The organism is Xanthomonas massiliensis, assembly GCF_900018785.1.
In the GTDB taxonomy this organism is placed as follows: domain Bacteria; phylum Pseudomonadota; class Gammaproteobacteria; order Xanthomonadales; family Xanthomonadaceae; genus Xanthomonas_B; species Xanthomonas_B massiliensis.
In genome coordinates this window covers 1,020,104-1,039,004 of record NZ_FCOY01000006.1, presented here as the reverse complement: position 1 = coordinate 1,039,004, position 18,901 = coordinate 1,020,104, and the positions used below count along the sequence as shown (strand labels likewise).

At 70.6% G+C, this 18,901-nt stretch carries 19 protein-coding genes; 5 read left to right on the top strand and 14 right to left on the bottom strand.

Annotation, left to right across the window (positions count from 1 at the left end):
- Window positions 1-4 precede the first annotated feature (4 nt).
- From ispD to BN3794_RS07620, 7 genes are all read right to left on the bottom strand, one after another.
- Complete coding sequence (gene ispD, locus BN3794_RS07650; protein WP_187128059.1) at window positions 5-700, bottom strand: 2-C-methyl-D-erythritol 4-phosphate cytidylyltransferase; 696 nt, start codon at window positions 698-700, stop codon at window positions 5-7.
- Window positions 697-1,056 (bottom strand): cell division protein FtsB, encoded by a 360-nt coding sequence (gene ftsB, locus BN3794_RS07645; protein WP_066097153.1) that lies wholly within the window; start codon window positions 1,054-1,056, stop codon window positions 697-699. The genes ispD and ftsB overlap by 4 nt, the downstream gene beginning before the upstream one ends.
- Window positions 1,057-1,070: 14 nt before the next feature.
- Window positions 1,071-2,363 (bottom strand): phosphopyruvate hydratase, encoded by a 1,293-nt coding sequence (eno, locus tag BN3794_RS07640; RefSeq protein WP_066095620.1) that lies wholly within the window; start codon window positions 2,361-2,363, stop codon window positions 1,071-1,073.
- Window positions 2,360-2,740 carry a hypothetical protein gene (locus BN3794_RS07635; RefSeq protein ID WP_066095614.1) on the bottom strand — a complete coding sequence of 127 codons (381 nt, stop codon included), beginning with the start codon at window positions 2,738-2,740 and terminating at the stop codon, window positions 2,360-2,362. Before BN3794_RS07635 ends, eno begins: the two co-directional genes overlap by 4 nt.
- Window positions 2,737-3,576, bottom strand: a complete 840-nt coding sequence (gene kdsA, locus BN3794_RS07630; protein ID WP_066095610.1) for a 3-deoxy-8-phosphooctulonate synthase — start codon at window positions 3,574-3,576, stop codon at window positions 2,737-2,739. Before kdsA ends, BN3794_RS07635 begins: the two co-directional genes overlap by 4 nt.
- Window positions 3,573-5,237 (bottom strand): CTP synthase, encoded by a 1,665-nt coding sequence (pyrG, locus tag BN3794_RS07625; RefSeq protein ID WP_066095607.1) that lies wholly within the window; start codon window positions 5,235-5,237, stop codon window positions 3,573-3,575. The genes kdsA and pyrG overlap by 4 nt, the downstream gene beginning before the upstream one ends.
- 123 nt (window positions 5,238-5,360) lie before the next feature.
- On the bottom strand, window positions 5,361-5,618 hold the full coding sequence (locus tag BN3794_RS07620; RefSeq protein WP_066095603.1) for a hypothetical protein: 258 nt from the start codon (window positions 5,616-5,618) through the stop codon (window positions 5,361-5,363).
- Between the two features lie 180 nt (window positions 5,619-5,798).
- Between BN3794_RS07620 and parE the strand changes: the two genes are divergently transcribed.
- The gene (parE, locus tag BN3794_RS07615) at window positions 5,799-7,688 is read left to right on the top strand and encodes a DNA topoisomerase IV subunit B (protein WP_066095600.1); all 1,890 of its coding nucleotides are present in this window, start codon (window positions 5,799-5,801) and stop codon (window positions 7,686-7,688) included.
- A 592-nt stretch (window positions 7,689-8,280) separates the two neighbouring features.
- On the opposite strand, the gene BN3794_RS07610 is transcribed toward parE, so the two are convergent.
- Window positions 8,281-9,036 carry a YdcF family protein gene (locus tag BN3794_RS07610; RefSeq protein WP_066095596.1) on the bottom strand — a complete coding sequence of 252 codons (756 nt, stop codon included), beginning with the start codon at window positions 9,034-9,036 and terminating at the stop codon, window positions 8,281-8,283.
- 105 nt (window positions 9,037-9,141) lie between these two features.
- A complete protein-coding gene (locus BN3794_RS07605; protein WP_078059641.1) occupies window positions 9,142-9,924 on the bottom strand; it encodes a CDP-diacylglycerol diphosphatase in 783 nt (260 codons plus the stop codon).
- 125 nt (window positions 9,925-10,049) lie between these two features.
- Here BN3794_RS07605 and BN3794_RS07600 point away from each other — a divergent pair, with 125 nt between their 5' ends.
- Window positions 10,050-11,537: a S10 family peptidase gene (locus tag BN3794_RS07600; RefSeq protein WP_066095591.1), complete on the top strand. Its 1,488-nt coding sequence runs from the start codon at window positions 10,050-10,052 to the stop codon at window positions 11,535-11,537.
- Window positions 11,538-11,608: 71 nt separating this feature from the next.
- Window positions 11,609-11,740 carry a zinc-binding dehydrogenase gene (locus BN3794_RS16325; RefSeq protein WP_187128045.1) on the top strand — a complete coding sequence of 44 codons (132 nt, stop codon included), beginning with the start codon at window positions 11,609-11,611 and terminating at the stop codon, window positions 11,738-11,740.
- A gap of 49 nt (window positions 11,741-11,789) precedes the next feature.
- On the opposite strand, the gene BN3794_RS07595 is transcribed toward BN3794_RS16325, so the two are convergent.
- On the bottom strand, window positions 11,790-12,911 hold the full coding sequence (locus tag BN3794_RS07595; RefSeq protein ID WP_066095588.1) for an inorganic phosphate transporter: 1,122 nt from the start codon (window positions 12,909-12,911) through the stop codon (window positions 11,790-11,792).
- 133 nt (window positions 12,912-13,044) lie between these two features.
- Window positions 13,045-13,671 carry a DUF47 domain-containing protein gene (locus BN3794_RS07590; protein WP_066095585.1) on the bottom strand — a complete coding sequence of 209 codons (627 nt, stop codon included), beginning with the start codon at window positions 13,669-13,671 and terminating at the stop codon, window positions 13,045-13,047.
- A gap of 227 nt (window positions 13,672-13,898) precedes the next feature.
- On the opposite strand from BN3794_RS07590, the gene BN3794_RS07585 reads away from it, so the two are divergent.
- Window positions 13,899-15,212 (top strand): hemolysin family protein, encoded by a 1,314-nt coding sequence (locus BN3794_RS07585; RefSeq protein ID WP_066095581.1) that lies wholly within the window; start codon window positions 13,899-13,901, stop codon window positions 15,210-15,212.
- Window positions 15,196-15,849: an exopolysaccharide biosynthesis protein gene (locus BN3794_RS07580; RefSeq protein WP_066095578.1), complete on the top strand. Its 654-nt coding sequence runs from the start codon at window positions 15,196-15,198 to the stop codon at window positions 15,847-15,849. Before BN3794_RS07585 ends, BN3794_RS07580 begins: the two co-directional genes overlap by 17 nt.
- 4 nt (window positions 15,850-15,853) lie before the next feature.
- Here the strand turns inward: BN3794_RS07580 and BN3794_RS07575 are convergent, their stop codons facing one another.
- The 3 genes from BN3794_RS07575 to BN3794_RS07565 form a co-directional block, all read right to left on the bottom strand.
- Window positions 15,854-16,363 carry a pyridoxamine 5'-phosphate oxidase family protein gene (locus BN3794_RS07575; protein ID WP_066095575.1) on the bottom strand — a complete coding sequence of 170 codons (510 nt, stop codon included), beginning with the start codon at window positions 16,361-16,363 and terminating at the stop codon, window positions 15,854-15,856.
- A gap of 73 nt (window positions 16,364-16,436) precedes the next feature.
- Complete coding sequence (locus BN3794_RS07570; protein ID WP_066095571.1) at window positions 16,437-17,438, bottom strand: LLM class flavin-dependent oxidoreductase; 1,002 nt, start codon at window positions 17,436-17,438, stop codon at window positions 16,437-16,439.
- Between the two features lie 120 nt (window positions 17,439-17,558).
- Window positions 17,559-18,833: a replication-associated recombination protein A gene (locus BN3794_RS07565; protein WP_236493226.1), complete on the bottom strand. Its 1,275-nt coding sequence runs from the start codon at window positions 18,831-18,833 to the stop codon at window positions 17,559-17,561.
- Window positions 18,834-18,901 lie beyond the last annotated feature (68 nt).

The following is an 18,901-nucleotide window of genomic DNA, read 5'->3' as shown; positions in this document are numbered from 1 at the left end:
CCGCTCAGGCGCGGCGGGCTAGTTCGTATTCGAAGCGGGCCAGGTCGTCCGGCGTGGTGACCTTGAAGTTGCCCTCGGCACAGGCGACCAGGCGCGCATGCAGCCCCATCCGCTCCATGGCCATGGCCTCGTCGGTGACCTCCACGCCCGCGGCGGCCGCCTGCCGCAACGCCGCCAGCAACGGGCCGCGGCGGAACATCTGCGGGGTGAAGGCGCGCCACAGGGCCTCGCGCGGTTCGGTCGCGGCGATGGTGCCGTCGCCGGCCGCGCGCTTGAGGGTGTCGCGCACCGGCGCGGCCAGGATCGCCCCGACCGGGTCGGCCCGGCCGGCCTCGACCAGCCGCGCCAGGTCATCCGGCGCCAGGTTGGGCCGGGCGGCATCGTGGACCAGGACGAAATCCGCCTCGCCCACCTCGGCCGGCAGCGCCGCCAGCGCGGCGGCCACCGAGGCGGCGCGCGTGTCCCCGCCGGTGCAGGTCAGCACCGGCTTGCCCGCCACCCGGGTCCAGCCCGGCCAGTCGGCGTCGCCGGCAGCGAGGGCGACCATCGCCCCGGACACCGCCGGATGGGCCAGCAGCGCCTCCAGCGCATGGGCGATCAGCGGGCGGCCGCCGGCCTGCAGGTATTGCTTGGGAAGGGCTGCGCCGAAGCGCGTGCCGCGGCCCGCGGCAGGCACCACGGCCCACAGTGCGCCCATCAGGGATGGTCCTGCGTGTCGCCATCGCCGGCCGCGTTGCCGGCGTCCGCGGGCGCGGCCGAGGGCTGCGCCACCGGGGCATCCTCGACCACGCGGTAGAACTTCTCGCCGGGCTTGATCATGCCCAGCTCGCTGCGCGCGCGCTCCTCCACCGCTGCCTCGCCTTCCTTCAGGTCGCGCACTTCCGCGGCCAACGCCGCGTTGCGCTGGCGCAGGCCGTCGTTGTCGCGCTGCTGGTGCTGCACCTGGCCCTCGAGCATCATCACCTCGCCGGAGTTGCCCGGGCCGAACCAGAACTTGTACTGCAGCCAGGCCAGCAGCACCGCCAGCAGCAACAGGGTCCAGCGCCAGTTGAGCAGCTTCACGGGACGGCTTACTTGTTCAGGGACACGAACGCGGCACGGCCGGCGTAGCGGGCGTCCTCGCCCAGGGCCTCCTCGATGCGCAGCAGCTGGTTGTACTTGGCCACGCGGTCGGAACGGCACAGCGAGCCGGTCTTGATCTGGGTGGCGGTGGTGGCCACGGCGATGTCGGCGATGGTGGTGTCCTCGGTTTCGCCGGAGCGGTGGGAGACGATCGCCGCGTAGTTGGCGTGGTGGGCCATGGCGATGGCTTCCAGGGTCTCGCTGAGCGTGCCGATCTGGTTGACCTTGATCAGGATCGCGTTGGCCACGCCGGACTCGATGCCTTCCTTGAGGATCTTCGGGTTGGTGACGAACAGGTCGTCGCCGACCAGCTGGACCTTGCCGCCGAGCCGCTCGGTCAGCACCTTCCAGCCGTCCCAGTCGTCCTCGGCCAGGCCGTCCTCGATGGTGACGATGGGGTACTGGCGCGCCCAGTCGGCCAGGAAATCGACGAACTGCTCGCTGGTCAGGCGCTTGTTCTCGCCGACCAGGTTGTACTTGCCGTTGTCGTGGAACTCGGACGAAGCCACGTCCAGGCCCAGCAGGATGTCGTCGCCGGCGGTGTAGCCGGCCTTGCCGATGGCCTCCAGGATGGTATCCAGCGCCTCGACGTTGGAGCGGAAGTCCGGGGCGAAGCCACCCTCGTCGCCGACCGCGGTGCTCAGGCCGTGGCCCTTGAGCACCGACTTGAGCGCATGGAAGATCTCCGCGCCGGCGCGCAGCGCCTCGGAAAAGCGGGTGAAGCCGACCGGCAGGATCATGAATTCCTGGAAGTCGACGTTGTTGTCGGCATGCGCGCCGCCGTTGATGATGTTCATCATCGGCACCGGCAGCGACACGTCGGCCTCGGCGATGTCGGCCAGGTGCTGCCACAGCGGCTTGCGCTTGGCGGCGGCCACCGCATGGGCGTTGGCCAGCGACACGCCGAGCAGCGCGTTGGCGCCCAGCCGGCCCTTGTTCTCGGTGCCGTCCAGCTCGATCAGGCGCCGGTCCAGCGCTTCCTGGTCGCCGGCATCGAAGCCGCGCAGGGCCTCGGCGATCGGGCCGTTGACGTTGGCCACCGCCTTGAGCACGCCCTTGCCGCCGTAGCGGGTCTTGTCGCCATCGCGCAGCTCCACCGCTTCCTTGGTGCCGGTGGAGGCGCCCGACGGCACCGCCGCGCGGCCGAACGAGCCGTCTTCCAGGGTGACTTCCGCTTCCAGGGTGGGATTGCCGCGGCTGTCGAGGATCTCGCGGGCGTGGATTTTGGCGATCTGGGTCATCGTGGTCGTGAAGGATCGTTCGGTTGGGAAAGGGAATGGTGGCGATGGCCGAGCGAGGCCATGAACTCCAGCTCGCGGGCCGCGGCCGAGCCCCGCCGGTACCGCTCGCCGCGGACCAGGACGATGAAGCGGCCGGCCAGCCAGGCCACGCCGAACGTGGCCAGCGCCAGGCCCACACATCCGTAGAGCACGGCATCGAGCGCCTGCTCCGGACGGGCCTGCCCGGCCTGCACCCGCGCCGCCCAATGCGGCACGAGCAGGTGCCGCGCCAGTAGGAAGGCCGCGGCGCAGGCGCCCAGCCTCCACGGCCAGCCGCGCCGCGCCCGGGCCGGAGCCCCGGGCGGCCAGCGGCCGGCAGCGGCGCGGGCGGCGCTCATGCGTGGAAGTCCGCCTCCGGGAAGCCGTGCTTCTTGGTCACCGCGTCCAGCTCCATCAGCGTCTCCAGCAGCTGCTCCATGCGGTCCAGCGGCCAGGCGTTGGGGCCGTCGGACAGGGCACGGGCCGGATCGGGATGGGTCTCGGCGAACAGGCCGGACACCCCGGCGGCCACCGCCGCGCGCGCCAGCACCGGCACGAACTCGCGCTGGCCGCCGGAGCTGTTGCCCTGCCCGCCCGGCAGCTGCACCGAGTGGGTGGCATCGAACACCACCGGGCAGCCGGTGTCGCGCATCACGCTCAGCGAGCGCATGTCGCTGACCAGGTTGTTGTAGCCGAAGCTGGCGCCGCGCTCGCAGACCATGATCTGCGCGTTGCCGGTGGACTTGGCCTTCTCCACCACCGGCTTCATGTCCCACGGCGCGAGGAACTGGCCCTTCTTGATGTTGACCGGCTTGCCGGCCGAACAGGCCTTGAGGATGAAGTCGGTCTGGCGCACCAGGAAGGCCGGGGTCTGCAGCACGTCCACCACCGAGGCGACCTCGTCCATCGGCGTGTACTCGTGCACGTCGGTGAGCACCGGCACGCCGATCTGCTTCTTGACCTCGGCCAGCACCTTGAGCCCTTCCTCCAGCCCCGGGCCGCGGAAGCTGTTGACCGAGGTGCGGTTGGCCTTGTCGAAGCTCGACTTGAAGATGAAGTTGACCCCGAGCCTGCCGGTGATCTCCTTGAGCCTGCCGGCCACGTCCAGCTGCAGCTGCATCGACTCGATCACGCACGGACCGGCGATCAGGAACAGCGGCCGGTCCAGGCCGACCTCGAACCCGCACAGTTTCATGCCACGGCCTCCTCGGGCAGCGCAGCGCCGGCCTTGCGCTCGCGCGCGGCGCGGATGAACCCGACGAACAGCGGATGGCCGTCGCGCGGGGTGGACAGGAATTCCGGGTGCGCCTGGCAGGCCAGGAACCACGGGTGCCGCGCCTGCGGCAGCTCGACCATCTCCACCAGCGTGTCGTCCAGCGACTTGGCCGAGATCACCAGGCCGGCGTCCTCCAGCGCGCTGCGGTAGCGGTTGTTGAACTCGTAGCGGTGGCGATGGCGCTCGGCCACGATGTCCTTGCCGTAGAGGCGGTGGGCCAGCGTGCCCGGCTTCAGGCGCTGCTCCTGCAGGCCCAGGCGCATGGTGCCGCCCAGGTCGGACTTCTCGTCGCGGCGCTCGATCTCGCCGCTGGCGGTGCGCCATTCGGTGATCAGGGCGATCACCGGGTGCGGCGACTGGCGGTCGTTCTCGGTGGAATTGGCGCCTTCCAGGCCGGCCACGTGGCGCGCGTAGTCCACCACCGCCGCCTGCATGCCGTAGCAGATGCCGAAGTACGGCACCTTGTGCTCGCGCGCGTACTGCGCGGTCAGCACCTTGCCCTCGAAGCCGCGGTCGCCGAAGCCGCCGGGAACCAGGATGCCGTCGATGCCGGCCAGCGCCGACAGGTCGGTACCTTCCAGCTCCTGCGCCTCGATCCACTTCAGCTTGACCCGGGTGTGCTGGCGCAGGCCGCCGTGCTTGAGCGCCTCGCCGACGGACTTGTAGGCATCCTGGTGGTCCACGTACTTGCCGACCACGGCGATGGTGACCTCGTCCACCGGATGGGTAACGGCATCGACCACCGCCTCCCACTCGGACAGGTCGGCCGGGCCGACCTTGTCGCGCAGCTGCAGCTGGTCGATGACGATCTCGTCCAGGCCCTGGCGGTGCAGTTCCAGCGGCATCTTGTAGAGCACGTCCACGTCGGCGGCGCTGATGACGGCACGCTCGGGCACGTTGGTGAACAGCGCGATCTTGCGCTTCTCGCCCTCGGGGATCTCGTGCTCGGAGCGGCACACCAGCACGTCCGGCTGGATGCCGATCGAGCGCAGCTCCTTGACCGAGTGCTGGGTGGGCTTGGTCTTGAGCTCGCCGGCGGCGGCGATGAACGGGACCAGGGTCAGGTGCATGAACAGCGCCCTCTCGGCGCCGCGCTCGGTGCGTACCTGGCGGATCGCCTCCAGGAACGGCAGCGACTCGATGTCGCCCACGGTGCCGCCGATCTCCACCAGCGCCACGTCGTAGCCCTCGGTGGCCTCGTCGATGCAGCGGCGGATCTCGTCGGTGATGTGCGGGATCACCTGCACGGTCGCGCCGAGGTAGTCGCCGCGGCGCTCCTTGCGGATCACGTTCTCGTAGATACGGCCGGTGGTGACCGAGTTCTTGCGGCTCAGGCGCGTGCGCAGGAAGCGCTCGTAGTGGCCCAGGTCCAGGTCGGTCTCGGCGCCGTCGTCGGTGACGTAGACCTCGCCGTGCTGGAACGGGCTCATCGTGCCCGGGTCCACGTTGATGTACGGGTCCAGCTTCATCATCGTGACCTTCAGGCCACGCGCTTCGAGGATGGACGCCAGCGATGCGGCCGCGATGCCCTTGCCGAGCGAGGACACTACGCCGCCGGTTACGAAGATCAGGGGGGTCATGGCTCCTCCTGGAAAGCCATAGTCTAACGGGTGGCGGCCGGCAGCCCAAGCGCCGGCCCCCGCAAAAAGCAGGACGCCCCGGCCTGCGCCGGGGCGTCCCTGGATGAGCGCCGATTGTATCGCTCAGCGCACCGGTTTTTCTTCCTCTTCCTCGTGGCGTGCGAGCTTGCCGCTCTTGATGGCCTGGCTCTTCTGCGCCTCGGCCTGGGCGCGGCGCTTGGCCTTGGCGTCTTCCTGGGCCTTCTGTTGCGCTTCCGGCGACGGCGCGGCGGCCGCCCCCTGTGCCTGGACCTTGTCGGCCTGCGCCTGCTGGGCCAGCGCGGGCAGCGCGACGAGCGCGGCCAGGGCGGCGGACAGGGCGATCACGGTACGGGTCTTCATGGCGTTTCCTCCTCGGTGGCGCATCGCCCGGCAGGCGGATGCCGCCGGGCTCTGCAAGCGGGCGACAGACTAGCCGGACGCGCCTGCCCTCGCCCTGAACGGGCCGCATGGGTGCAAAAAACACCCCCAGGCCGCACACTTGCGGGTCGCAACAGACCCGCACACGCCCTGCCCCCACGCATGAACGCACGCTACAACGCCGCCGACATCGAAGTCCTCTCCGGCCTGGATCCGGTCAAGCGCCGCCCCGGCATGTATACCGACACCTCGCGCCCGAACCACCTGGCGCAGGAAGTGGTCGACAACTCGGTGGACGAGGCCCTGGCCGGCCATGCGCGGCGGATCGACGTGATCCTGTACAAGGACGGCAGCTGCGAGGTGGCCGACGATGGCCGCGGCATGCCGGTGGACATCCATCCGGAGGAGAAGATCCCCGGCGTGGAACTGATCCTCACCCGCCTGCATGCCGGCGGCAAGTTCAGCAACCGCAACTACACCTTCTCCGGCGGCCTGCACGGCGTGGGCGTGAGCGTGGTCAATGCGCTGTCCCACCGGGTGGACGTGTTCATCAAGCGCGACGGCAACGAATACCGGATGACGTTCCACGACGGCGACGCCGCCTCGCCGCTGGAGGTGGTCGGCACCGTCGGCAAGCGCAATACCGGCACGCGCCTGCGTTTCTGGGTGGACCCGAAGTACTTCGACACGCCCAAGTACAACGTGCGCGCCCTGCGCCACCTGCTGCGCGCCAAGGCGGTGCTGTGCCCGGGCCTGACCGTCACCCTGTTCGACGAGGCCAGCGGCGAACGCGACGAATGGCACTACGAGGACGGCCTGCGCGACTACCTGCTCGGCGAGCTGGCCGGGCGCGAACTGCTGCCGCCGGCGCTGTTCTGCGGCAACCTCGGCAAGGACACCGAGGTGGTGGACTGGGCCCTGGCCTGGGTCCCGGAGGGCGAGCTGGTGCAGGAGAGCTACGTCAACCTGATCCCCACCGCCCAGCACGGCACCCACGCCAACGGCCTGCGCACCGGCCTGACCGAGGCGCTGCGCGAGTTCTGCGACTTCCGCAACCTGCTGCCGCGCGGGGTCAAGCTGGCGCCGGAGGACGTGTGGGACCGCGTGGCCTTCGTGCTGAGCCTGAAGATGACCGACCCGCAGTTCTCCGGCCAGACCAAGGAGCGCCTGTCCTCGCGCCAGGCCGCCGGCTTCGTCGAGAACGCCGTGCACGATGCCTTCAGCCTGTGGCTCAACCAGAACGTGGAGGTCGGCGAGCGGATCGCCCAGATCGCCATCGACCGCGCCAGCGCCCGGCTGAAGACCGAGAAGCAGGTCACCCGCAAGAAGGTCACCTCCGGCCCGGCCCTGCCCGGCAAGCTGGCCGACTGCATCAGCCAGGACCTGGCGCGCACCGAGCTGTTCCTGGTCGAGGGCGACTCGGCCGGCGGCTCGGCCAAGCAGGCGCGCGACAAGGATTTCCAGGCGATCCTGCCGCTGCGCGGCAAGATCCTGAACACCTGGGAGGTGGCCTCCGGTTCGGTGCTGGCCTCCGAGGAAGTGCACAACCTGGCCATCGCCATCGGCTGCGACCCGGGCAAGGACGATATCGCCGGCCTGCGCTACGGCAAGATCATCGTGCTGGCCGACGCCGACTCCGATGGCCTGCACATCGCCACCCTGCTGTCGGCGCTGTTCCTGCGCCACTTCCCGTCGCTGGTGCGGGCCGGCCACGTATTCGTGGCGATGCCGCCGCTGTTCCGCGTGGACGTGGGCAAGCAGGTGTTCTACGCGCTGGACGAGGACGAGAAGCGCGCGATCCTGGAGAAGATCGAGCGCGAGAAGCTCAAGGGCCAGGTCCATGTCACCCGCTTCAAGGGCCTGGGCGAGATGAACCCGCAGCAGCTGCGCGAATCGACCATCCATCCCGACACCCGCCGCCTGGTCCAGCTCACCGTCGACGACGACTCGCAGACCAATGCGCTGATGGACATGCTGCTGGCCAAGAAGCGCGCTAGCGAGCGCAAGACCTGGCTGGAGACCAAGGGCGACCTGGCCTCGCTGGAGGTCTGATCGCGGCCGTTCGCCTGCACCGCCGTGGCGACGGCTCCGGCATGGCCTCACGCCGGAACGAATGGCTCGGCGCAGCAGGAGACCGAGGGGCCCCTTGCCTCACTGGAAGCCTGATCCCCGCTTCGCCTGCATCGGCCGTGGCGATGGTTCCGGCATGGTCACGCCGGAACGAATCGCCGGCACGGCTGGAGACCAAGGGCGACGTGGCTTTGCTGGAAGTCGGATCACTGCCGTTCGCCCGCATCGGCCATGGCGATGGCCCGGGCATGGCCACGCCGGAACGGATGCCCTGGCGCGGCTGGAGACCAAGGGCGATCAGGCCCCGCTGGCGGCCTGATCGCCACCACTGGCCGGCAATGGCTGGCCAGTCCCCCGTCATCGCCGTGCAGGAACGAACCGCCGGGCCGATCGGAAAGCCCAAACGCTCCTGCATCGCTGGAGCCCGATGCAGGACTCGAGGACCTGCTGCAACTGCACAACGCTTGAGCCACGGCCGACCTTGTGGCCGGAATGAAGGGCCCGGACCAGCGCTCCGTGCCGCGGCCGTCAAGCGGGAAAGCGGCGACGGGCCGTCCGCCCCGCCCAAGGGAATTCACAGCGCCCCGGCCCGGGTCGCCTCCACGTTCCAGCCCAGCGCCTGGTAGAGGTGGTAGCGGGCGATGCCCAGGTACTCGTGCAGGGCCACGTCAGCGAGCATGAAGTTCGCACCTGAAGGCAACCCGCCGGGGGCGGTGTCCAGCCAGTCCGCGCGCACCGGCACCGCGGCGATCCCGAAATGGGCGAAATACAGCTGCGCACGGCGCAGGTGGGTGGCGGAGGACACCAGCAGCACCCGGTCCGCGCCTTCGCGGCGCAGCAGCGGCGCGCTGAATTGCGCGTTCTGCCAGGTGTTCATGCTGGCGGGCTCGACCAGCAGGTCGGCCGGTGCCACGCCCAGCCCGAGCAATGCGTCGCGATAGACCGCGGCCTCCGAGGTGCCGTTGCCCCGGGCATCGCCGCCGCTGATCTCGATCCTGCACACGCGCGCCGGCGCTTGCCGGCAGGCGTGCCACAGGCGCGCGGCGGCACCGAGGCGCCCCTGCGCGAACAGGCTCGGCTCCACGCCGGCGGGCGTGCGCACGGTACCGGCACCGAGCAGCACGATGACGTTGCGCCGGCCCCAGCCGGCGAACCCGGCCCCCGGGCCCGCCTGCAGCCCGGACAGCATCCAGGCCGGCACCGGGCCGCAGCCCACCGCCAGGCCCAACGCCATCGCCGCCCCCCCGGCCGCCAGCGCACTCCGGCGCCAGCGGCGCCAGGCCAATACGCCAGCCAGCAGCGCGAGCAGGAAGACGAGCGACAGGGTCACTGCGTGTCTCCCGCGGGCGGCGGAAGGGATCCCGGCCGCCGCATCGGCGAATGGGCGCTGCGGCCACGTACCGGCATGGCGCCCGGGCCTGCCGGTCGATGGCGATCAGCGCACGCCATCGAGCGCCTTCGCCCCGGTGAGCGCCCCGCAAGCATGGTCCTGCAGCTCTTCGCCGCTGGCGAAGTTGCCGGACAGCGGATCGAAGCGGGTCGCCAGCACGACGAAGCCGGGGCCGGCCGCATCCTCGGTGCCGGCCACCACCAGCGAGTAGCGGTCGATCCGTTCGTCCCCGGCCAGCGACTGTTCCAGCAGGTGCAGCGGATCGGCGGTCAGCTCGGCGCCGTCCAGTCGCCGCGCCAGGTAGCGGTGGCCGCGCAGCGGCTCGGGCAACACGGCGAAGTCCGGACCGATCGCCGCAGACTGCCGCGCCAGCGCGGCGGCGACGTCCTCGCGCAGGCAGTCCAGGTGGATATGGAACTGGTTCTGCGAGCGTCCGTACGGCGAGTTCAGCGCCAGGCTCATGTAGCGTCGCGGCACCGGCCGGCCGAGCGCCTGGGCGACGAAGCCGCGCGCCTGCCAGGCCAGGGCGAAGTAATTGGGCAACGCCGCCCGCCGCAGCTGGTCGTCCTCGATGCCGGTCAGCCGCGGCAGCGGCAACAGCAGGTACTGGTAGCGCCCGTGCGAGTCCTTGAGCACCACCGCGCGACGCGCCGGATCGGCCCAGACCGCCACGCAGTCGGCCGGCCGGTCGGCATCGGCGCTGCTGCTGCAGCGGTTGACCAGGCGCCACAAGGCATCCGGGTCGTGCGCCTTGCGCGCCGCGCCCGCGCCGGCGCAGGCCGTGATCGTCAGCAGGCACAGCGCCGCCAGCAACCGCTTGTTCACCATGCCGCGTCCTCGGGATCAGCCGCCATCATACGGGCCGGCACCGGCCCGCACATGGCTTTGGGCACATCCGCCGCCGGCCGGGACCACCTAGCATCGGGCATTCTTCCGGTCCGTCGTCCCTGCCCATGAAAGTCCTGCCGTACACGCTGCTCGCCACCCTGCTGGCCGTCCTGCCCGCCTTCGCCGACGACAAGCCCGCGACCGACGACCGCCCGGCCACGCCCGCCGCCGCCCCTGCAGCGCTGCCGGCTGATGCCTCGGTACGCCAGTCCATGCGGATCGACGGCCGCACGCTCGACTACACGGCCACGGTCGCCACCCTGCCGGTGCACGATGACAAGGGCAAGACGATCGGCGAGGTGGTGGTCACCGCCTACACCACCGGCGGCAAGGATCGGCCGGTGACCTTCGCCCTCAACGGCGGCCCCGGCGCGTCGTCGGTCTACCTCAACCTGGGCGCGATCGGCCCCAAGGTGGTCGCCTTCGGCAGCGAAGGCGACAGCGCCTCGGCGCCGGCGACGCTGCGCGACAACCCCGGCACCTGGCTGGACTTCACCGACCTGGTGTTCATCGACCCGGTCGGCACCGGCTTCAGCCGCTCGCTGGTCGGCGAGGAGGAAGCCAAGAAGCAGTTCTACAACCCCAAGGCCGACGTCGAGTACCTCTCGCGCACGATCTACGACTGGCTGGTCAAGAGCGGGCGCCTGCAGTCGCGCAAGTACCTGGTCGGCGAGAGCTACGGCGGTTTCCGCGGCCCGCGCATCACCCACTACCTGCAGACCCGGCTGGGCGTGGCGATGAACGGGGTGGTGCTGGTCTCGCCCTACCTCAACCCGACCCTGGACGACAACGGCGACGTCTCGCCGCTGGCGTGGATGCTGACCCTGCCCTCGATCACCGCCGCGCACCTGGAGCGCGAGAACCGGCTGACGCCCGAGGCGATGCGGCAGGTGATCGACTACACCCGCGGCGACTACGCCACCGCCCTGATGAAGGGGCGCAGCGATCCTCAGGCGACCGAGCGCATGCTCGCCCAGGTCGCGGCGATGACCGGCCTCGATCCGGCCTACGTGCGCCGCGCCGGCGGCCGCCTGGAGACCCAGTCCTACCTGCGCGAGGTGTTCCGCGACAAGGGCGAGCTCGGCAGCCGCTACGACTCCAACGTCACCGCCTTCGACCCGTTCCCGAACGATCCGGAGCAGCGCGCCAACGATCCGCTGCTGGACAGCATCATCGCCCCGACCACCACCGCGATGGTGGACTTCGTCACCCGCGTGGTCGGCTGGAAGGTCGATGCCCGCTATCAGGCGCTGAACTACGACGTGAACCGGCTGTGGGACTGGAACGACGAGCTGCGCAAGGGCGCCGTGACCCAGCTGCGCCAGGCGGTGGCGATCGACCCGCAGCTGCGGGTGCTGATCGCCCACGGCTGGAACGACCTGTCGTGCCCGTTCATGGGCTCGGTGCTGACCGTGGACCAGATGCCGGCGATGGGCCAGGATCCGACCCGCGTCCAGGTCCGCGAATACCCCGGCGGGCACATGTTCTACAGCCGTACCGACAGCCAGGCCGCGTTCCGCCGCGACGTGATGGCGATGTACGCCGCGCACTGAGCCTGTCGCGCATCGGGCCGGCCCCGCTGTCATCGGATCCCGGACCGCCGGCGCGCCACGCCTTCAAGGCGATGAACCGCGCACTCGCGCGGCACCGCATCGTCCCGGTGGTCGATGCCCGCTACGGTTTCGACGCCGTGCCGGAGGCGTTCGCGCACCTGCGCCGCGGCGCGTTCGGCAAGGTCGTGGTCACGCTGGATTGAATCGAGCGGTCCCCCGCGCGGCGCCGGCGGCGCCGGCACCACGCGGGCTTCAGGTCCAGCCGGCCAGGCGGAACAGCTCCAGGATCAGGTAGCCGATCAGGCCGGAGGCGGGAATGGTCAGGATCCAGGCCCACACGATCCGCTCGATCACCCCCAGCTTCAGCGAGTGCGGGTTCTTGGCGAAGCCCACGCCCATGATCGCGGTGGAGATGCTGTGGGTGGTGGACACCGGCATGCCGAAGTGCGCGGCCAGGGTCAGGATCGAGGCCGAGCTGACCTCGGCGGCGAAGCCGTGGATCGGGTGCAGGCGCACCATCTTGTGGCCCAGCGTGCGGATGATCTTCCAGCCGCCGGACGCGGTGCCCGCGGCCATCACCAGCGCGCACGAGAGCACGATCCACAGCGGGATGCCGTCGCCGCCGTGGGCCGCCGGATGCAGGAACGCCAGCCAGCCCGGCAGATCGTCCAGCGCACCCACCGACTGCGCCCCGACCAGGGTCATGGCGATGATGCCCATGGTCTTCTGCGCGTCGTTGTGGCCGTGCGCGTAGCCCATGTAGGCGGCCGAGGCGATCTGCGCCTTGCCGAAGAAGGCGTTGACCCAGCGCGGCCGCGCCAGCCGCCCGACCGGGCCGCCGATCCGGGCCATGCCGGCGATGATCGCCCACAGCGCCATCATCACCACGATGCCGAGGAAGAAGCCGGCGACCGGCGAGGTCACCATCGGCACGAACACCTTCCACAGCAGGCCCTTGTTGTGGGCCCAGTCGCCCACGTTCTGCGACCAGATCAGCGCGTTCCAGTCGTTGCCGGCCGCGGCCAGGCCGGCACCGCACAGGCCGCCGATCAGCGCGTGCGAGGACGAGGACGGCAGTCCCCGCCACCAGGTGATCAGGTTCCAGATGATCCCGCCGAGCAGCGCGCACAGCACCACCTGCGGGGTGACCTCGACCACGTCGGTGTCGAGCAGGCCCGAGGCGATGGTCAGCGCCACCGCGGTGCCGGTCAGCGCGCCGACCAGGTTCATGCCCGCGGCCAGGATCACCGCCCAACCCGGGGTGAGCACCTTGGTGGAGACCACCGTGGCGATCGAGTTGGCGGTGTCGTGGAAGCCGTTGATGAACTCGAACACCAGCGCGGCCAGCACCACCACTATCACCAGCGTCAGCATGGCAGCGGCCTCCCGGGCGCGGACGCGCGGATGCGGCGGGCGGCGGCATGGGCGGACCGGAGCGACACGCGGCCCGCGGCGCGGACGCCATTGCTCTTCCCGGCACCGGGATGCGGCAAGGTCGGCATCGCCATCAGGAATTCTTGAGCACGATCTGGTAGACCACCACGCCGGCCTCGCGGCAGCGGTCGATGGCCTTCTCCAGGATCTCGAAGAACTCCTTGAGCAGGAACATCTGCTGGTAGTCCAGCCGGCCGGAGTAGATGTCCCGGTACAGCTCGAGCATCAGCCGGTCGGCCTCGTTCTCGATCGTGCGCAGCTTCTCGTTGAGCGCGGTGGTGCGGTCCAGGTCCATGTTGCGCAGGTCGTGGACCATCTCGCACACCACGCTGGCGGCCTGCTCGAGCATCGCCGCGCGCGGGGCGAAGTCGATGTGCTCCAGGTGCTTGGTGGCCAGCGCGTAGCGGTCGGCGAACTTCTCGATCTGCTTGGGGATCTTGTACAGCGCCGACCCCAGCGCCTCGATGTCCTCGCGCTCGATCGGGGTCATGAAGCTGTCCACCAGCGCCTGGCCGATCTTGTCCGAGGCGGTGCGCTCGCGCAGGCGCGCCAGCTTAAAGGCATCCAGCGCCGGCTGGCGGTCGGCGTCGCGCATCATGGCGTGCAAGGCCTTGGCGCTGTCGTAGGCGGCGTCGGCGGCTTCGTCGAGCAGCGTGTAGAACTGCTTGCCGGAGCCGAAGATGGTCTGCAGGGAAAACATGGAGAAGGCATCGTCCTGCCGTCTGGGAGGACGGCGCAGGGCGGAATTATGACTGTTCCGTGACAGCCCGGGTATCCACCGGGCGCGCAACCGGCCGCGGACTTGCGCCGCCACCGCCCGCATTTGCTACGATTGGCCGGCGCTTGACCGCGCATCCTATGGAAAATTCCTCGAAACCTCCCCCCCGCCCGCCTCCCCCCCTTCCCTGGCTACAGGGAGGCCCGGCGATGATCGAACTTCTGATCGTCCTGGCCCTGGTCATCCTCAACGGCTTCTTCTCCATGTCGGAGATGTCCGTGATGACCTCGCGCAAGAGCCGCCTGAAGCAGATGGCCGCTTCCAGCAAGCGCGCCGCCGCCGCACTGAAGCTGGCCGAGAAGCCGGACAACTTCCTGTCCGCGGTGCAGATCGGCATCACCCTGATCGGCGTGCTCACCGGCCTGTTCGGCGGCGAGGCGATCGGCCTGGTGATGGCCGAGTGGATCAAGGCCGGCGTGCCCGCCCTGGCGCCGTGGGCCGACGGCATCGGCAAGACCGCCGCGGTCGCGCTGATCACCTTCCTGACGCTGATCTTCGGCGAGCTGGTGCCCAAGCGCCTGGCCATCACCCGGCCGGAGACCATCGCCGGCATCGTCGCCACGCCGATGGGCTGGCTGGCGCGCATCGCCGCGCCCGGCGTCTGGGTGCTCGCGCGCACCACCCGCCTGGTGCTGCGGCTGCTGGGCCTGGGCAACGAGCAGTCGGCCAAGGTCTCCGAAGAGGAGATCCGCATGCTGGTGGCCGAAAGCCACGAGCAGGGCGTGATCGACGACGACGAGCGCAACATGATGAACCGGGTGCTGCGGCTGGGCGACCGCACCGCCGACAGCCTGATGACGCCGCGCAACCGCATCGCCTGGCTGGACACCGAGGCGGCGCCGGAGAAGAACCTGCGGACCATGCGCGAGCACCAGTTCTCGCGCTACCCGGTGTACCGCGGCAACGACCAGGACGTGGTCGGCATCCTCGAGGTGAAGTCGCTGATCGTGCGCATGGACGGCGATCCGCAGCACCTGTTCGAGAACCTGCGCGAGCCGCTGTACGTCTCCGATTCCACCCAGGCCATGAAGCTGCTGGAGATCTTCCGCGAGGAGCAGCAGTCGATGGCGCTGGTGGTGGACGAATACGGCGAGATCCAGGGCCTGGTCACGGTCAGCGACCTGATGGGCGCGGTGGTCGGCCGCATCCAGGCCTTCGAGAACGGCAACGACGACGCCCTGGTGGTGCAGCGCGAGGACGGCTCGCTGCTGGTGGACGGCTCGCTGCCGATCGACGAGCTGCGCGAGGTGCTCGGCGGGGCCGAGCTGCCGCCGGCGCAGGAGGGCGATTACCACACCCTGGCCGGCCTGTGCATCTACTACTTCGGCCGCATCCCGCACGCCGGGGAGTACTTCGACTGGGCCGGCTGGCGCATCGAGGTGGTGGACCTGGACGGGGCGCGCATCGACAAGCTGCTGCTGCGCAAGCTGCCCGAAGACGGGACCGATGACCTCACCGGATGAGGGCAACGCGCCCGGCCCGGGCGAGGCGTTCGGCAGCGCGGGCATCCGCACGCTGTTGTCGGTGTTCCTGCAGGGCGATCCGGACCAGGTCCTGAGCCTGCGCGAGATCCTGGCGGACATGCAGGAAAGCGCGTTCGGCATGTTCCTGTTCGTGGCGATCCTGCCGGCCTTCATTCCCCTGCCCGGCGTGTCCGGGGCGGTCAGCGGCCCGCTGGTGGCCCTGGTCGGGCTGCAGCTGCTGCTCGGGCTGCGCCGGCCCTGGCTGCCCGGCCCGATCGGCCGCCGCGGGCCACGCCGGCGCACGGTCGGGCGCTTCGTGGCGCGCATCTCGCCGCTGCTGCGGCGCCTGGACCGCCTGCTGGCGCCGCGCTGGCGCGTACTGGTCGCGCCGCTGCCGGCACGCCTGGCCTGCGGCGCCCAGCTAGTGGTGCTGGGGATCCTGCTGTCGCTGCCGATCCCGATGACCAACTACCTGTTCGGGGTGATCCTGCTGCTGTATGCCCTGGCGCTGCTCGAGCGCGACGGCCGCCTGATGGCGGTGGCGTGGACCGCCGGGCTCGCCAGCATCGCCGCCACCGCCCTGGCCTCTGGCGGCCTGATCGGCCTCGGCCGCGACCTGCTGCACCGTCTGCACTGACACTTCAGCGCCGGCGATGGGGCTCCAGGTCGAGCACGTCGCTGCCGCTCATGGCCGGCGGTTCGTCGCCGACCGCACTCATCACGAAGTGCAGCACCCGCCCCAGCAGCGGCCCCGGACCGTTCCAGCACTCGGCCGAATCGGCCACCACATGAACCAGGCACAGGTCCCCGTCCTCGCGCCCCTCGGGGAAGAACATCGCCAGCGCCCGGCTCTGGTAGGCCGCGGCGCGGGCCGGGTCGTGGACGATGCGCGCCTGGCCGGCGATGGAAACGTAGGCGTTGCGCGCCGGCACCGCATAGGCCACGTTGACCTGGGGATTGGCATGGATCTCGGCCACCTTGGGGCTGTCGCTGCGGGTGACGAACCACAGCTCGCCGTCGAACTCCGCATCCTCCGTGCACAAGGGCCGGCTGACCAGGCGGCCGTCGGCGTCGACGGTGGTGAGCATCGCCACCTCGACGTCGCGGATCAGCCCGGCGACCTCGTCCACGTGCCTTCTGCGCTGCTGCATGGGTACCACTCCCTCGCGAAAACCGGTCTCCATCTTGGGCGTGCCGGCGGGCAAGGAGGCGTGAAGCGGCCGGTCAGGCCGCCCCGCCCTGCACCTCGCGCCAGGCCTCGGCCACGATGCGGAACGATTCCAGCCGCGCGGCATGGTCGAAGATGTTGGCGGTGACCATCACCTCGTCGGGCCGGTGGCGCGCGACGAATGCCGCCAGGCCCTGCGCCACCGCCGCCCGGTCGCCCAGCACGGTGCACGCCAGGGCCTGCTGCACGCCGAGCTTCTCGTGCGGCTGCCAGAACGTCTCGATGTCCTCCACCGGTGCCGGGATGCGCCCGGGGCGGCCGCGGCGCAGGTTGACGAAGGCCTGTTGCTGGCTGGTGAACAGGCGCCGCGCCTGCTCCGCCGAGCCCGCGCCGACCGCATTGAGCGCCAGCATCGCGTAGGGCTGTGCCAGCCGTTGCGAGGGACGGAATTCCTGGCGGTACAGGGCGAGCGCCTGGTCCATCAGGTCCGGCGCGAAATGCGAGGCGAAGGCGAACGGCAGGCCCAGCGCCGCAGCCAGGCGCGCACTGAACAGGCTCGAGCCCAGCAGCCACACCGGTACCGGGATGCCGGCGCCCGGCACGGCCTGCACCGGCTGCCCCGGCCGCGCCGGCTCGAAGTAGCGCAGCAGCTCGGCCACGTCCTGCGGGAACTGGTCGGCCGCATCGAAATAGCGCCGCAACGCCCGCGCGGTGGCCTGGTCGGTGCCCGGCGCCCGCCCCAGCCCGAGATCGATGCGGTCCGGGTACAGCGCGGCCAGGGTGCCGAACTGCTCGGCCACCTGCAGCGGCGAATGGTTGGGCAGCATGATGCCGCCGGCACCGACGCGGATGGTGCGCGTGCCGCCGGCGACGTGGCCGATCAGCACCGCGGTGGCGGCGCTGGCGATGCCGGGCATGTTGTGGTGCTCGGCCAGCCAGTAGCGGTGGTAGCCCCAGGCTTCGGCATGGCGGGCCAGGTCGAGCATGTTGGCGAAGGCGGCGGCCGGGGCGCTGCCTTCGCAGACCGGGGCGAGATCGAGCACTGACAACGGGATCATGCGCGGGTTCCAGTGGGTGGATGTCCCTCTACATGGGGGAGGTCCGCGGCGATTGCCAGCCGCCTCGCGCCGAATACCGGCAGTGCAGGCCAGCCGGGGGCCGCACCGGGGCCGCTGCGCCTACTCCTTGCCCTTGCGCGCCTGCTCGCGCGCGGCGCGCAGGCGGTCCAGCTTCTCCTTGAGCTTGATCTCCATGCCGCGCTCGACCGGGCGGTAGTAGACCCGCTCGCCCATCGCGTCCGGGAAGCCGGTCTGGTCCAGCGCGATGCCGCCCTCGACGTCGTGGTCGTACTGGTAATCCTTGCCGTAGCCGAGGTTCTTCATCAGCTTGGTCGGCGCGTTGCGCAGGTGCAGCGGCACCTCCTGGGTGCCGGTCTCGCGCACTTCGGCCTTGGCCTGGTTGAAGGCGGCATAGCCGGCATTGGACTTGGCAGTGCTGGCCAGGTACAGCACCAGCTGCGCGAACGCCAGCTCGCCCTCGGGGCTGCCCAGGCGCTCGTAGATGTCCCAGGCCTCCAGCGCCATGGTCTGCGCGCGCGGGTCGGCCAGGCCGATGTCCTCGATCGCCATGCGGGTGAGCCGCCGCGCCAGGTAGGCCGGGTCGCAGCCGCCGTCGAGCATGCGAGTGAGCCAGTACAGCGCCGCGTCCGGGTTGGAGCTGCGCACCGACTTGTGCAGCGCCGAGATCTGGTCGTAGAACTGCTCGCCACCCTTGTCGAAGCGGCGGGTGCGGTCGGCCAGCACCTGCTGCAGGGTCCGTGCGGTGATCTCCCCGCCCTCGCCCAGCGCCAGTTCGGCGGCGATCTCCAGCAGGGTCAGGGCGCGGCGCACGTCGCCGTCTGCGGCGCCGGCGATCTCGTGCAGCGATTCGTCGGTGATGCGGATGCCCTGCCCGCCCAGGCCGCGCTCGCCGTCGTCCAGCGCCCGCCGCAGCGCCTCGGCGATGTCCGCGGCCGACACCGCCTCCAGCACGTGAACGCGGCAGCGCGACAGCAGCGCCGAGTTCAGCTCGAACGAGGGGTTCTCGGTGGTGGCGCCGACGAAGATGATTGTGCCGCGCTCGATGTGCGGCAGGAACGCGTCCTGCTGGGCCTTGTTGAAGCGGTGCACCTCGTCGACGAACAGCACCGTGCGCCGGCCCTCGGCGAAGCGCTGCGCGGCCTCGGCCAGCACCTGGCGCACCTCCGGCAACCCGGACAGCACCGCCGAGATCGCCCGGAACTCGGCATCGGCATAGCGCGCCAGCAGCAGCGCCAGGGTGGTCTTGCCGCAGCCGGGCGGCCCCCACAGGATCATCGAGTGCACGCGCCCGGATTCGACCGCGCGCCGCAGCGCGCTGCCCGGGGCGAGCAGGCGCTTCTGCCCGACCATCTCGTCGAGCGTGCGCGGGCGCATGCGCTCGGCGAGCGGCTTGAGGTGTTCGGGTTCGGCACCGAGCAGGTCGCCGGTGCCGGGAGCGGGAA